Origin of the sequence: Acinetobacter marinus (assembly GCF_900096915.1) — a bacterium.
Lineage (GTDB): Bacteria > Pseudomonadota > Gammaproteobacteria > Pseudomonadales > Moraxellaceae > Acinetobacter > Acinetobacter marinus.
In genome coordinates, this window is sequence record NZ_FMYK01000002.1 from 442,257 (window position 1) to 456,641 (window position 14,385).

A 14,385-nucleotide genomic window follows, 5' to 3' on the forward strand; every position below is an offset into this window, starting at 1 on the left:
GCGAAGTGAGCTACAGTCTTGAACAACTTAGTCGTCATGTGCAGGGAACTGTGCATGGCGATTCTCAATTTCAGATTCAGCAGTTAAAAAGCCTGACACAAGCCAGTAGTGATGATATTGCCTTTGTCAATGGTGAGAAATATCTGACACAAGCCCGTCAATCTCAAGCAGGCGCATTGATCGTCTCTGCGGATTTGGTCACCACTTTAGCTGATCAGTTTCAATTGATCGTGGTGGATTCGCCGTATTTGGCATTTGCGCAAATGACCCATCTTTTTGCGGATCAGGCGGAGTTTGAGGGAGTTGCATCCACTGCAAAGATTCATCCAAGTGCGATTATTGGTGCTAATGTGCGCATTGGTGATTTTGCGGTGATTGGTGCCAATGTGCGCATTGGGGATAACAGTCAGATTTTTCCACAGGTACATATCGCTGAAAATGTCACAATTGGTCATTCTGCATGGATTGAGTCACATGTCAGTATTTTTGCCAAAGCGACCATTGGCGATCATGTGCGTATCCATGCCAATACCGTGATTGGCTCGGAAGGCTTTGGTTTTGCACCCTATCAAGGGCAATGGCACCGCATTGCACAGCTTGGCAGTGTGCGGATCGGCAACCAAGTGCGGGTGGGTTCCAACTGTAGTATTGATCGTGGTGCTTTGGATGATACGGTCATTGACGATGGTGTAATCCTTGATAACCTAGTACAAGTTGCGCATAACGTCCAGATTGGAAAGCATAGCGCTGTGGCTGCCAAGACAGCGATTGCAGGGAGCACCGAGATTGGCGCGAACTGCATCATTGGTGGTGCGAGTGCGATTGCAGGACATTTAACCATCGTTGATGGTGTGCAACTGACAGGGATGTCGATGGTGACCAAATCCATTCTTCAAGCGGGTGTCTATTCTTCGGGCACGGGTTCGCTTGATAATACTGCATGGAAAAAAGCGGTTGTTGGGTTTCGGCAGCTATCAGCGACGCCAATCAATGCGCTGTTAAAACAGATCAAACTGTTAACAGCCCGTGTTGATCAGCTTGAATCTCATCCAAATAATGTTGATACCACCCATGAACGAGCAAACACCAAACCAGAATAATTTACAACTGCCGACTGTACCGATGCATTCGCAGTCGATTCAAGAATTTTTGCCACACGAATATCCATTTTTGCTGGTAGATCGTGTCACAGAAATCGCAGCAGATGCCAGCTTTATTCAAGGGTTTAAAAACCTGACCATGAATGAAGAATTTTTCCAAGGACATTTTCCCAACTATCCGATCATGCCTGGCGTGATGATGATGGAAGCCTTGGCGCAGATTTCTGGCATTTTGGGTATGATCCTGATTCAAAAGCGTCCAAAAGATGGTGAAAACTTCCTTTTTGCGGGAATGGAAAACGTCCGATTTAAAAGACCAGTCGTACCTGGCGACCAATTAGTGTTACAATCAGAGTTTGTATTTCAAAGACGTGGTGTCTTTAAATTCAAGGTCACGGCTCGTGTTGATGACAAGGTCGCAGCACAGGCAGAAATTTTATTATCTCAACAAAAAATTGATATATGATGGCAAACGCTGAGTTGATCCACCCGACAGCAATTATTCATGAAAAAGCACAATTGGCGGATGATGTGAAGGTTGGGGCTTATTCCATTATTGGACCAAACGTCAGCATTGATCAAGGTACCGAAATTTTTTCGCATGTGGTGATCGCTGAAAATACCCGTATCGGGAAACATAACCAGATTTTCCAGTTCGCCAGTGTCGGCGAGCGTTGCCAAGATTTGAAATATAATGGCGAAGAAACGTGGCTGGAAATTGGTGATCACAATGTGATTCGTGAGCATTGCACCTTGCATCGTGGCACGGCACAGGATGAATCGATTACCCGAGTCGGTAGTCACAACTTGATGATGGTCAATACCCATGTTGCGCATGATTGTGTCATCGGTAACCACAACGTCATCGCCAATAATGTCGGTATCGCTGGGCATGTGCATGTTGGCGATTATGTGGTGCTTGGCGGTAACTCTGGTGTACACCAATTCTGCCGTATTGATTCTTATAGTTTGGTTGGTGGTGCATCATTGATTCTCAAGGATGTGCCTGCTTATGTGATGGTGTCGGGCAATCCTGCCAGCGCACACGGCATGAACTATGAAGGCATGCGTCGTAAAGGCTGGAGCAAAGAGACGATTAATGGTTTAAAGCATTGTTTTAAGCTGTTGTATAAGTCGAATCTCACCGTGAAAGAAGCGATCGCAAGCATTGAAAGTGAGATTCTGCCAACAGTCCCTGAAGCACAATTGTTGGTAGATTCATTGCAGGCATCGAAGCGTGGTATTGTGCGTTAAATGCTGAAATCATTGTTATTTATTTAAAAAGCAGTCGTTTTATCGACTGCTTTTTTGTTTGGATTTTTCATCGCTCAGTAAGGATGTTTAGATTCCGTTTTAGCTTTGGTTTTTCGGTTTTATTTTAAAGCGATCTGGTCTTAGTAAATACGCCAAATTGCTTGGCACAGGTAAAGTGTCATTGAGCATTTGACTGACAATCAATTCCGCACAAAGTGGTGCAAATAAAAATCCTTTTGAACCGAGTCCTGCGAATAAATAAATGTTCGGAGAAATGCGTTCAGACCGTCCAATTAACGGTAAATAATCTGCTGTCTGAGCTCTTAAAGCCGCACGACCTTGCCAATCTTTTGGATTATCACTGATGCGCTCGGCAAGTTCAGGCTGATATTGTTGTAAAAGCTGGAAATTATGCTGATGATCTTCGATGCGTAAATTAGTTTGATCGTCAGTCGGTAAAAAGGATGCGCCAAAAATAAGTTGCGGTGTTTGATTGTCTTGCATTGGACTGGCATAGCCACCAAAGCTATAGGCGGTATTTTTTTTAGAATTTTCCAAAGGTGTTTTTAAATCTGCCCTATTTATATCTGTCGCGTTAAAATCTGTCTCATCAAAATTCGTCCAGGTCACTTGCCCACGAATCGGCTTAAGTTTTGGCGTATTCGGAAAGAGTCGATTTAAATCCATCGCATTACAGACAATCACATCGCTAAATTCTTCTGCTTTATTATCATCTTGATTATACAAGCGAATTTGTTGATCATCACAAACTTCAAGTTGCGTGATTTTTTTCTGAATTAACGAAATTAGAGGATGCACTAAAACCTGTTTAGCAAATTGATGTGGTGAAAGTACCCCTGCTTGCTTGAGTAAAATCGTACTTTGTTCAGCGTCATGCTGTGTTAACGCTAATATATCTTTTGGATAATCTTGCAGTGAAAGCACTTCATTGATTTTTTTCTCATGATTTTTGGTGTCATGAATCTGCTCAATCTGCATGGCTTGGAAGGCATCAAACTGCGGATAAAAGCGCAACGCATATTGCCATGAAGTGGTCATTAGATGTGTGGCAACTTTGTCCATCGAGCAGAGTTTAGGATTGAGCATTGCCAAAGGATTGCCTGAGCCGCCTGCTAAGGGCTGATCTTGCTCAAATAGCGTGACGGCAATATCACGCTGTGCCAATGTCCACGCTGTAGTGAGTCCAGCAATCCCCGCACCAATTATTGCAACTTTTCTTTGAGTACTATGATTATTATATTGTGAATCATTTTGAATTTGATCGTCTGTCTTCTTCCAAACCGCTTTGAGCATTTCCCGTTTGTGTCCAAAACCTTTTGGACGAGTAATCTCGACACCATAGGATTGCAAGGCACGTTTGAGCACACCTGCGACACTAAATGAGGCAAATGTCGTCCCTTGCGCAGAGAGTCGCATGATGTGCTGAAAAATCTGCTCTTGCCATAGCTCAGGATTGCAGGAGGGTGCAAAACCATCTAAAAACCATGCATTGACGGGACGGTGACTTTGCATCAGCGGAAAACATTCACTGGCATCGCCAAACCACACATCTAGCGAAATCCGCTCATCATCGAATCGTATACGATGACAGCCTGCAAGCGCAAAAGGATAGGACTCGATCAGCCGTTTTGAAAGTGGTGCAAGTTCATCCCAAGTCGACAAAGCACGTGCCAAGTCGGCTTGCGATAAGGGATATTTTTCTACAGAAATAAAGTGTAGTCGGCTGTTATTATTCGGTCGGACATTTTGCCAAAGTTGCCAAAGTGCAAGGAAATTGAGTCCAGTCCCCAAGCCAGTTTCTCCGACGACGAATTGTTCGCCATCAGCAAGCTGGGCGAGGCGTTCGCTGAGATCGTTGCCATTTAAAAACACATGACGTGTTTCAAGCAAACCATTGGCTTTGGAAAAATACACATCGCCAAACTGTTTGGAAACAGGAATATCTACGCCGTCAACTTGTTGCCAGTCAAGTTCAGCACAGCTGATCGGTGAAATATTTGGTGAATGATTCATTTTAAGAATTAGATGAAATCTTGCTTAAAAACGACGACGACGGTTGCTCATTAGGTTGTATAAAACCACCCCAATGATCACCCCAATCCCCAAAGTCACTGCACCGTACAGAAACATCTGGGCACTACGTTCACTTTGTAGCACTTGCACTTGTACAGTGAGGTTGTCATTTTTCAGTTGCAGTTCTTGATTTTCTGCCAAAGCGCTTTGATTGGCTGCTTCGAGTTGAGTCAGACGTTTTTGCATATCTGCACTACGCTTGACCACCGCTTGCTCAATGGCCTTGTTCATGTTGGCACGAATCGTTGCTTCAGAGGGTGGAGTGCGACTGCTATTGGTCGTTGTAGTTTGCGTATTGGCTTGGCGCAGTGGCGCAGGCGCATTTTGAGCGGTTGCAGGGTTTGTCGCCTGGCTTGTTGGCTGATTCGTCGCCTGATTTGTCGCAAAAACGGGTGTGCTCAAAAACAAGCATAATATTGCCAAACCGTTCAACGCCAAAGCACGTGATGGGTGCATCATGTTACGCATCCTGATCTTGCGGCAGTGCTTTGATAAATGGTTTGACATCGACACTTTTGTAAACACCCGCTTTGGTATAAGGCTCATCAGCAAGCCATGCATCCAGCGCTTCACGACTGTCAAAATCGACAATAATGGTACTGCCCAGAAAGCCTTTACTGATATCATTTGGGTCAATTGGCATTGGTCCAGCAACGATCAATCGTCCAGCTGCATCGAGTGCTTTTAATCGTGCCAAATGCTCAGGGCGAGCAGACATGCGCTTGTCCAATACATTGTCATGGTCAAGGCTTTGAATCACATATAATGGCATGGCGAGCTCCCTAGGCTTCTGGATTTTTAAAATGTTTGCGTAGCACGATGAACTGAATAATGATAAAGGAAAACATCACGATCATGTCGCCAAATGCGGTAAATTCACCCCAATATTTTCCGCCCATAAATAAAAATGCGAAAAAGGTATGCAATCCCGCCATTAAAGCAAATAGTCCAGCCCATGCCCAATTCAGTTTTTTCCAACCTGAAGCGGTCAGCTTCATAAATTGTGAAAACATGCGTTGAATCAGTGGTTTCTTCTCTTTACCAAAAAATGGGCTGAGTAAGAACACGATAGAAAACACAGCATTGATTAATATCGCTTTGATTTTAATAAAATTGGCATCGCTAAAGGCAAGGGTCAAACCGCCAAAAAAGATGGTCATTGCCACGATAAACCATTGCTGTTTTTCCAGACGGAATTTTTGAAAAAAGAATAAACAGCCGTATACGATCAACGTGGCGAGCAGCAGCGCAAACGTTGCCACCAAAATGTGGTTTTGATCCGCATTGCCAGGACTGCCAATAAACTCCAGCATCGGATGATGATTATCTTTCGGGTCGGTGGTTTTATAAAAATAAAAGAAGATAATCAGCGGGAGGTAGTCGAGCAACGCTTTCATGGTACAGTACGGTGATTCAAATTAGGCGATAGCATAATACAAAGTATGAATAGTGTCGATTTAGATCGTGATGTTTTACTCGGCGATGACGTGAGCAGCACAGATTCAGCGCAAAATTCGCAAAAAGTCGATTTACATAGCCATAGTCTATATTCCGATGGTGAGCTATCACCTCAAGACTTGCTTGATCTTGCCAAAACAAAACAGATCGATACCTTTGCATTGACCGATCACGACACGATGGAAGGTAGCCTGCTGATTGAGGATTATGCCAAAGAAATTGGAATAAACTTAATCCGTGGTGTGGAAATATCGAGTTATTGGCAACGAACAAGCACAAAAAAAAGTTATGCAGTGCATATCGTTGCACTAAATATGCAAAACCTTGCGCCGATGCAGGCTTTATTAGAGAAACAAAAACAACAACGTGCCGAGCGTGCGCTGTTAATTTGTGAAAAATTACAACAGGTATTAAAAACTGACTTTTTACCTGAAGTACGAGCATTGGTTGACGGTCATGACGATCGAATTACCCGTGCGCACATTGCTAAAATATTGGTAAAACGAAATGTCGTGACTCGATTGCAGCAAGCCTTTGATCGCTTTCTCAAAGAAGGTAAACGGGCTTATGTGCCATTTATTGGTGTGGAAATGGCAGATGCGATACAGATTATCCATGACAGTCAAGGCGTTGCGGTGCTTGCGCATCCCACCAAGTACGATCTGTCTGCGACCAATATGCGTTATATGATTGAGCGCTTTAGCGAAGCAGGTGGCGATGCGATCGAGCTACCGCCAAGCAATGAAAGCCCTGCGACTCGGCAGATGATTGATCGCTTAATTGCGCAATATGAACTCAACATCTCTGTGGGCAGTGACTTTCATGGCTCGCATATGCCGTGGCTACATTTGGGTAATGTGCCACAGCTCAAAGATGGGCAAGTTGGGGTGTGGCAGTTTTTTTAATTTTTCGAACAGACTTTTGCTCGAACGACTTCCTTTGACCAAGGGATTTTAAGGTCTAGGCTTTCCATAATATCCACAGCCTGATCATGGCTGAGGTAGGTGTTGGTTAATAGGCTGAAATTTTGTGGATTCATCGCTATATACATTGCACTTTTACCATGGTTATATCGCTCTTCATCGAAGAAATAATAGTCACCATCATTCTCCCACAAGCTCCCCTCAATCGTGTCATAGCTTTGTTTTCTATCTTTGAAATAGATGGATTTGATCTTATGCCACTTGGTATTGGACTTATTCCGCACTTGATAAAGTAGTGTAATCGAGGAAGAACAGAGTTTGGATGCGAGGGATGGGGCGTACTGTTCGAGATATTTTTTTACGTGTTTATTTCGAAAAAGAAATGGTACTTTTTCATGGTTTCTTGCCAAAAAGTAAATATGTTGATCATCCATCAGAATATCAGATTGTAGGTAATTTAACTTGCCTTGAAAGGGATGTGGAGCGATACGCTCTAATTGATTGTTATGACCTTTATAAACATAAATGCTGTGATGATTCATCAGTAATGGGGAAATAGCATGATGATCAGATTCACTGATGAGATGAGGTAATGGTTTTGCATCAGTCTGAATCGGATATTTATGTGAGTAAAGTAATTGATTATTTCTGTTGATTAAAAAAGTATAATACTGAAAGTTCAATATCTTAAATGTGGGGTCGTATTGAATGTCTAGCCAAGTACCATCTAAATACATGGTCTGCCCATCTGTAATATAAAGTGTTGGATAGATCTCGTTGTAATAACCTGTAAAATTCAGATAGTGCGCTTTGTGCGCATTCAGTTTTGCTAGATATTTACCATTCTGATAGACATGAGTTCCATTGCTGATCAAACCGCTATCTAGCAATTGATACACTTGATTTGAATTTTTTAATTTGACAAAGGGTTTGAAGTTATCCAAGGTAGCTAACCTTTCTGCCGTCATATCAATTGGTAGTTTGCTACAGAAATAGCTATGCGTCCCATCACTCACATAACCATCCCCGATTAAATACGCCAGTTTTGGATTCAGATCAGGTAATGGGTGGGTCAAGCAATAGACATGATTCTTATCACGAGCAAGTTGTAGCGTTTTTTTATTGTCGAAAGTACGCATGCTTGATAGATCTGCACCAACTATTTTTTGAATTTTGCAATGATTCGCTCGGTCGCCTTGGAAATAGACTGCGTTTTGATAGATATAATATCCTGCCCCTTGAAAGTAAGGAGAGGGGTTATTAATTCTTTGATCGGGATCGATATTTTTACGGTGTTGTATAAAGTGCATGCAAAATTCATTCGCTTGAGACAATGTTTTATATTGTTGTGCTTTAAGTTTAATTTTTTCTTGTTCTAATCGTTGCTGCTGATGCTTATCTTTGATCGCTAAATGTAAAAAGTAATAGGCGAGACAGAGCGCAATGAGCCAAAGATAAGGTGCAGCTCGATTTAGGAAAGAGCGGTTATTTTTCATATTGATATCGATTTTATGCATTGATTGTGGATACCAAGCCACAGCCTAACACTATTTATAGAAATATTGTATTTTTAGAGATCTTTAGAAAACCTGTGCAGTCGCAGTTTCATGCGAAAAGTATTTTACCTTTCGCATGTATAGAGCGAAGTAAACTAGAGAGGCAAGTCAAAGAAGCAAGCTAGAGTAGCAAGTCTAGGCATATTTTTTCGCACATGCCACCGTCACCAGTAACAAGACCGAAGTCAGCAACATGCTTGGACTCACTGATTCATGTAGTAGCATCGCTGCCAATACCAAGCCGATCAAGGGCTGAAACAGTTGCAACTGTCCAACTGCTGCCACGCCACCCATTGCCAAGCCTTTGTACCAAAAGAAACAACCAATAAGCATGCTAAACAACGCCACATAACCGAGTCCGAAATAACTCGCCACAGGATTAGACAGATAGGACGCATCCCAGTAATACACGCTCAGGCAGAGCATCACAGGCAAGGTTAGCATCAATGCCCAACAGGTCACTTGCCAACCACCGACTTGCGGTGCGACTTTTGCGCCACCTGCATAGCCCAAACCACAGAGCAAAATCGCAATTAGCATATAAATACTGCCGAAATTCAGCATGCTTGCAGGATTATTCTGATACATATACAACAAAATCAAGCCACTACCACAGCAGGCAAATAACCAAAACAAAGGCTTTGGACGTTCTTGCACATATGCCACAGCAAACAGCGCCGTCATCAATGGCAAAATACCGATATAGACGATCGACGCCGCAGAGCTCATATATTGCAAGGCAAGTGCGGTAAATAATGGAAAACCAATCACCACACCAAGACTGACAAAGGCGATGGAGAGCCACTGCGATTTTGTGGGCAATTTTTGTCGGGTGATGAGCAGTAAGCAAAGCGCAATCAACCCCGCAATACTGGCACGTGCCACCGTAATAAATTCCGCTGAAAATCCTGTTAGCGCGACTTTGGTTGCAGGTAGTGAGCCTGCAAAGATCACCACGCCGATAAAACCATGAATCCAGCCAATGGTTTTTTCATTGAAGGTGTGTGATTTTAAAGGAATAGCTTTCATGAGCAGACTCTGTACAAAGGGAATACAGCTATTACAGCGCTGATCCGTCCTGAAAAAAAGCGACAATACAGTACAATTCCAAGCAACTGTTATGCTTTAATTGGCAGTACGGTTGAGTGGATATTTGAGGTGAGGTCGGCATGGCGGTAGCAAAAAATAAAATCGAACAGGTCATGGACTATGTGCAAACTCAGATCGACAGTCGTATCTGGACAGCGCAAACTCGACTGCCATCGGTACGTCAGCTTGCCAAACAGCTAGGATATTCGGTATCAACCGTGGTAGAAGCCTACGAGCGTTTGGTGGCGCAGGGCGTGATTCAGGCGAAAGCGGGTTCAGGTTTTTTTGTCACCGCACCGAATGCACTGCTTTCTATGACCAGTCTTGCACCCAAGCGGGAGCGTGCGGTTGATCCTTTATGGATTTCTCGGCAGACCTTGGAGGCAGGAGAGGCTTTTTTAAAACCCGGTTGTGGTTGGTTGCCTGAGGATTGGTTGCCACAGCAAAGTATGCGTAAAGCGATTCGCAGTAGCCTGAGTTTGCCGTCCAAAGTGCTGAGTGATTATGCCACACCGCAAGGTGCGTATGCATTTCGGCAGTTGCTTGCCATGCGGATGCAGAGTAAGCAGATTGATGCTATTCCTGAGCAAATCATGTTGATGGACAGTGCCACCCAAGCCATTGATTTATTGTGTCGTTTTTTACTCAAGCCGAATGATACCGTACTGGTCGATGATCCGTGCTATTTCAATTTTCAAGCATTACTCAAAGTCCATCAGGTCAATGTGGTGGGCGTGCCATATACAGCGCAAGGCGTTGATATACAGGCATTTGAGCAAGCGATTCACACGCATCAGCCACGGCTCTATATTACTAACGCAGGTCTGCACAATCCGACAGGTGCGGTGCAAACCTTATCGAATGCTTATCAAGTGGTAAAGCTGATTCAGCAGGCGAATATGTTGGTGATCGAAGATGATATCTATGCGGACTTTGAGGATGAGCCTGCACCACGTTTAGCAGCATTGGATGGACTAAAAAATGTGATCTACATTGGCAGTTTTTCCAAAACCTTATCCGCATCATTACGCTGTGGTTTTATTGCGTCGAGCATGGAGTGGATAGATGATTTGGTGGATTTAAAAATTGCCACACAGTTTAGCCATCATTATTTATCCGCAGAAATTATTTATGCCATTCTCACCGATGGTAGCTATCGCAAGCACATTGATAGCATGAAATTACGCTTGAAACGGCATATGAAAAGTAGCATTGCACAGCTTGCCACGCTGGGCATTACGCCGTGGATGGTGCCAAAAGCAGGGATGTTTCTATGGTGTCAGCTCGATGAGCGCTACGATGTCAATCAACTGAGTAAAGATTGTCTTGCACAAGATATGGTACTTGCTCCAGGCAATAGCTTTAGCCAAAGTCAGCAGTTTAAAAATTATCTACGATTCAATGTTGCGCAATGCCAAAACCCGAAAGTTTTTCAGATATTGGCTGAGGCGTTGGCATTGCAAAATCTGAACGGATAACACCACGATTTAAAAAGATATTTTATCTTTTGCCGAAACTTTAATCAGTCACAGTGCTGTGCAGATTTACATCGAGATAAGTTTAAAATATAGTGTTATGTTATAACATCTATTAAATATTTCTTATGTCAAATCATCTCTCTAGCCGTTTGGTGATGATCGATGCACTTCGGGGCTTGGTCATTTTATTTATGTTACTCGATCATGTGCGTGAAACTTTTTATTTGCACCATCAAGTGCCTGATCCGATGGATGTAGCAACCACTGAGCCAAGTCTGTTTTGGAGCCGGACTTTAGCACATTTATGTGCGCCGATTTTTGTATTGCTCACTGGTTTATCCGCTTATTTATTCCAGCAGAAGAAGCAGGATCTACAGCAAACCCGTGCATTTTTATTGAAACGGGGTGCGTTTCTGATTTTCTTGGAATTGACTTTGGTGGGTTTTGCGTGGACAGCACAATTTCCACCTGAAATCGTCTATTTACAAGTCATCTGGGCGATTGGAGTCAGTATGATTGCACTGGCGCTGATGGTCGGTTGGTCTTGGCAAAAGCAGTTGTTGCTGGCTGTGGCGATCATTGCCTTGCATAACTTATTTGATCAGGTCAGTTTTAGCCAGCCGTGGTTGCAAAATATCTGGGCAGTCCTGCATCAGCGAGGTTGGATTGAGATTTCTGAGCACTTTAAACTGCGCACGTCTTATCCTGTATTGCCGTGGATTGGCATTATTTTGCTTGGCTATGTGCTTGGACAATTGTTTCAGCCACGATTTGACCGAATACAGCGCAATCGCTATTTGCTGATGATTGGCTGTGCTTGTATCACGACATTTATACTGCTGCGCCTAGTGAATGTCTACGGAGATCAACCGTGGTTAATCTATAGCGATTGGCAGATGACGTTGATGAGCTTTTTTAATTTGACCAAATACCCGCCGTCATTGCTATTTTGCTTATGGAATATCGGTATGGGTGTGTTGATCATGGTGTTGTTTGATCGCTATTCGACAGCGAAAGTGATGCAACCATTGACGATTATTGGTTCTGTGCCGATGTTCTTTTATGTGTTGCATCTCTATGTATTGAAACTACTTTATCTGATTGCTGTGGCATTTTGGGGATGAAATTATGGCGCTTATTTTGGGGTAAGCAATGTGGCGATGCTGTGGGGTATTTCCTTGATATTGATCTTAGCGTTATATCCAATCGTCAAAGTATTTTCTCGATTTAAACATCAAAATCCACAAATCACCTTACTGAAGTATTTTTAGTATTGTGCTTGGATGCAAAAAAGAACGCCGAGGCGTTCTTTTTGTGTTTTTTCGATATTTAAGTTGTTGATTAATAATCAAAACTAAAGTGTTCAGCAGCGAGACCAGTCATGCCGCGAGAAGGTTTGACCATGGCTTCTGCATGACCTTCAGAACGTGGTAATAAACGATCAAAATAGAAATCAGCGACTTTGATTTTGGCTTTGTAGAAATCGATTTCTTCTTTACCATCACCTTTTTCGATTTTCTCTGAAGCAACAGCCGCTTGTTGTGCCCAGAAGTACGCCATCATCGCATAGCCAGAGAACATCAAATAGTCGACCGATGCGCTTGAGACGATGTCACGGTCTTTACGTGCAGCTAACATGATACGCAGGGTTAATGTGTTCCATTGTGCGCAGATTTTGGTCAGATCCCAGATGAAACGGCGGAGATATTTATTGCGGGCATGACGACCACAGAATTTCATGATTTCCGCAGTGTAGTCACGGACCACTTTACCTTTAGATGACAGCAAGACTTTACGACCCAACAAATCCAATGCCTGAACGCCCGTGGTGCCTTCGTACAAGGTAGAGATACGTGCATCACGTGCGATTTGCTCCATGCCCCATTCTTTAATGTAGCCGTGTCCACCGAACACTTGCATACCGTGGTTGGCTGCTTCCATACCAAGCTCAGTCAAGAAACCTTTGAGAATCGGCGTGTAGAATCCTAAACGATCGTCATATTCTTCAAATTTTTGATTGTCACCTGTGGTCAATGCATCCGCCATTTGATCGGCAAGTTGTGACGCATAATAGATCATCGAGCGACCACCTTCAGCGATGGCTTTTTGCGTAAGTAGCATACGACGCACATCGGCATGGTGAATGATGGCATCTGCAACACGATCAGGATCTTTTTTACCAGACAGGGCACGCATTGACATACGATCTTTGGCATACGGCAATGCACCTTGGAATGCTAGCTCTGCGTGGCAAATGCCCTGAATCGCCGTACCGATACGTGCTGTGTTCATAAAGGTAAACATGGCGTGCAAGCCTTTGTTTGGCTCGCCGATCAAGTAACCGACCGCATTGTCAAAGTTGAGCACTGCTGTTGCAGAGGCTTTGATGCCCATTTTGTGTTCGATCGAACCGCAGGTCACAGGATTGCGTTCGCCGACACCACCGTCCGCAGTCGGCATGAATTTCGGTACGATAAATAGCGAAATACCACGTGTGCCTTCAGGCGCATCGGGTAGACGAGCGAGGACAATGTGAATAATGTTTTCAGTTAAGTCATGCTCACCCGCAGAGATGAAAATTTTTGTACCTGAGATTGCATAAGTACCGTCTGCTTGAGGCTCTGCTTTGGTTTTCACTTGACCCAAGTCCGTACCACATTGTGGCTCAGTCAAACACATGGTGCCAGACCAAGTACCTGCAACGAGGTGAGGCATATAGGTTTGTTTTTGTTCTTCTGTACCAAACTGCAAAATGGTATTCATACAGCCGATGCTCAAACCTGGATACATCTGGAATGACCAGTTGGCAGTGCCCATCATTTCAGCTTTGATCAAGTTTAGTGATTGTGGCAAATTTTGACCGCCGAATTCTTCTGGGTAAGACAAACCTTGCCAGCCACCTTGGATGAACTGATCATAAGCTGCTTTAAAGCCTTTCGGGGTTTTGACTTCGCCATTGTCAAAGGTACAGCCTTCGTCATCACCAGATTGGTTGAGCGGTGCAAGTACATTTTCACAAAAGTCAGCGGCACCTTCGAGGATCATGTCGACGGTATCTGGATCGGCAAGCTCGCCATTAGAGAGCGTTTTGTAGTGGGAGGAGAAGTCAAAAACTTCATTCATCAAGAAACGGACGTCACGTAAAGGGGCTTTATATATTGGCATGGGCTGTTCCTGAGTTTGGGGCGAAAAGTGCCCTGATCATCAAAAGGTCATCAAAAAAGATTTATCGATTTATTATTCATATTTAGTAATAAATGGCATTGATTAAACTGTAAGTAAAAATTGTCAGAAATGCGAATCAAGGCTAAACTAAAATCTTACAGTGCTATATTTTGCCTATATTTATCAGGATTTCTGAAAGTGCAAAAAAGATAATGCTGATTTGAAGGACAGATCAACGAAAAGTAACAAATTATAACTTAGGAGCGCC

General features: G+C 43.4%; 12 protein-coding genes and 1 pseudogene. 6 read left to right on the forward strand and 7 right to left on the reverse strand.

Features of this window, described 5'->3' with window-relative positions; translation table 11 throughout:
- The first annotated feature begins 5 nt into the window (after positions 1 to 5).
- The 3 genes from lpxD to lpxA are packed head-to-tail and all read left to right on the forward strand — an operon-like array spanning position 6 to position 2,354.
- On the forward strand, positions 6 to 1,100 hold the full coding sequence (gene lpxD / locus BLQ60_RS05500; RefSeq protein WP_092617119.1) for a UDP-3-O-(3-hydroxymyristoyl)glucosamine N-acyltransferase: 1,095 nt from the start codon (positions 6 to 8) through the stop codon (positions 1,098 to 1,100).
- Positions 1,072 to 1,566 carry a 3-hydroxyacyl-ACP dehydratase FabZ gene (fabZ, locus tag BLQ60_RS05505; protein ID WP_092617122.1) on the forward strand — a complete coding sequence of 165 codons (495 nt, stop codon included), beginning with the start codon at positions 1,072 to 1,074 and terminating at the stop codon, positions 1,564 to 1,566. Before lpxD ends, fabZ begins: the two co-directional genes overlap by 29 nt.
- Positions 1,566 to 2,354 carry an acyl-ACP--UDP-N-acetylglucosamine O-acyltransferase gene (lpxA, locus tag BLQ60_RS05510; RefSeq protein ID WP_092617125.1) on the forward strand — a complete coding sequence of 263 codons (789 nt, stop codon included), beginning with the start codon at positions 1,566 to 1,568 and terminating at the stop codon, positions 2,352 to 2,354. The genes fabZ and lpxA overlap by 1 nt, the downstream gene beginning before the upstream one ends.
- 99 nt (positions 2,355 to 2,453) lie before the next feature.
- Here lpxA and mnmC read toward each other — a convergent pair whose 3' ends face one another.
- Genes mnmC through BLQ60_RS05530 form a run of 4 tightly spaced genes read right to left on the reverse strand, consistent with a single transcriptional unit; the run spans position 2,454 to position 5,845 of the window.
- Entirely contained in the window at positions 2,454 to 4,388 is a 1,935-nt protein-coding gene (gene mnmC / locus BLQ60_RS05515; protein ID WP_092617128.1) for a bifunctional tRNA (5-methylaminomethyl-2-thiouridine)(34)-methyltransferase MnmC2/FAD-dependent 5-carboxymethylaminomethyl-2-thiouridine(34) oxidoreductase MnmC1, read from the reverse strand.
- Positions 4,389 to 4,412: 24 nt separating this feature from the next.
- A complete protein-coding gene (locus BLQ60_RS14235; RefSeq protein WP_342028140.1) occupies positions 4,413 to 4,907 on the reverse strand; it encodes an SH3 domain-containing protein in 495 nt (164 codons plus the stop codon).
- A 1-nt stretch (position 4,908) separates the two neighbouring features.
- On the reverse strand, positions 4,909 to 5,220 hold the full coding sequence (locus tag BLQ60_RS05525) for a YciI family protein (protein WP_092617131.1): 312 nt from the start codon (positions 5,218 to 5,220) through the stop codon (positions 4,909 to 4,911).
- Between the two features lie 10 nt (positions 5,221 to 5,230).
- Positions 5,231 to 5,845 (reverse strand): inner membrane-spanning protein YciB, encoded by a 615-nt coding sequence (locus BLQ60_RS05530; protein WP_092617134.1) that lies wholly within the window; start codon positions 5,843 to 5,845, stop codon positions 5,231 to 5,233.
- 45 nt (positions 5,846 to 5,890) lie between these two features.
- On the opposite strand from BLQ60_RS05530, the gene BLQ60_RS05535 reads away from it, so the two are divergent.
- Positions 5,891 to 6,811, forward strand: a complete 921-nt coding sequence (locus BLQ60_RS05535) for a PHP domain-containing protein (RefSeq protein ID WP_092617137.1) — start codon at positions 5,891 to 5,893, stop codon at positions 6,809 to 6,811.
- On the opposite strand, the gene BLQ60_RS05540 is transcribed toward BLQ60_RS05535, so the two are convergent.
- On the reverse strand, positions 6,808 to 8,367 hold the full coding sequence (locus BLQ60_RS05540; RefSeq protein ID WP_143005188.1) for a DKNYY domain-containing protein: 1,560 nt from the start codon (positions 8,365 to 8,367) through the stop codon (positions 6,808 to 6,810). The two genes, BLQ60_RS05535 and BLQ60_RS05540, sit on opposite strands and share 4 nt — an antisense overlap.
- 153 nt (positions 8,368 to 8,520) lie before the next feature.
- A complete protein-coding gene (locus tag BLQ60_RS05545) occupies positions 8,521 to 9,414 on the reverse strand; it encodes a DMT family transporter (RefSeq protein ID WP_092617143.1) in 894 nt (297 codons plus the stop codon).
- A gap of 140 nt (positions 9,415 to 9,554) precedes the next feature.
- Between BLQ60_RS05545 and BLQ60_RS05550 the strand changes: the two genes are divergently transcribed.
- A complete protein-coding gene (locus BLQ60_RS05550; protein ID WP_092617146.1) occupies positions 9,555 to 10,952 on the forward strand; it encodes an aminotransferase-like domain-containing protein in 1,398 nt (465 codons plus the stop codon).
- A 125-nt stretch (positions 10,953 to 11,077) separates the two neighbouring features.
- A pseudogene (locus BLQ60_RS05555) lies at positions 11,078 to 12,223 on the forward strand (acetyltransferase domain-containing protein).
- Positions 12,224 to 12,293: 70 nt separating this feature from the next.
- Here BLQ60_RS05555 and BLQ60_RS05560 read toward each other — a convergent pair.
- The gene (locus tag BLQ60_RS05560) at positions 12,294 to 14,117 is read right to left on the reverse strand and encodes an acyl-CoA dehydrogenase C-terminal domain-containing protein (RefSeq protein WP_092617150.1); all 1,824 of its coding nucleotides are present in this window, start codon (positions 14,115 to 14,117) and stop codon (positions 12,294 to 12,296) included.
- Between the last annotated feature and the right edge of the window lie 268 nt (positions 14,118 to 14,385).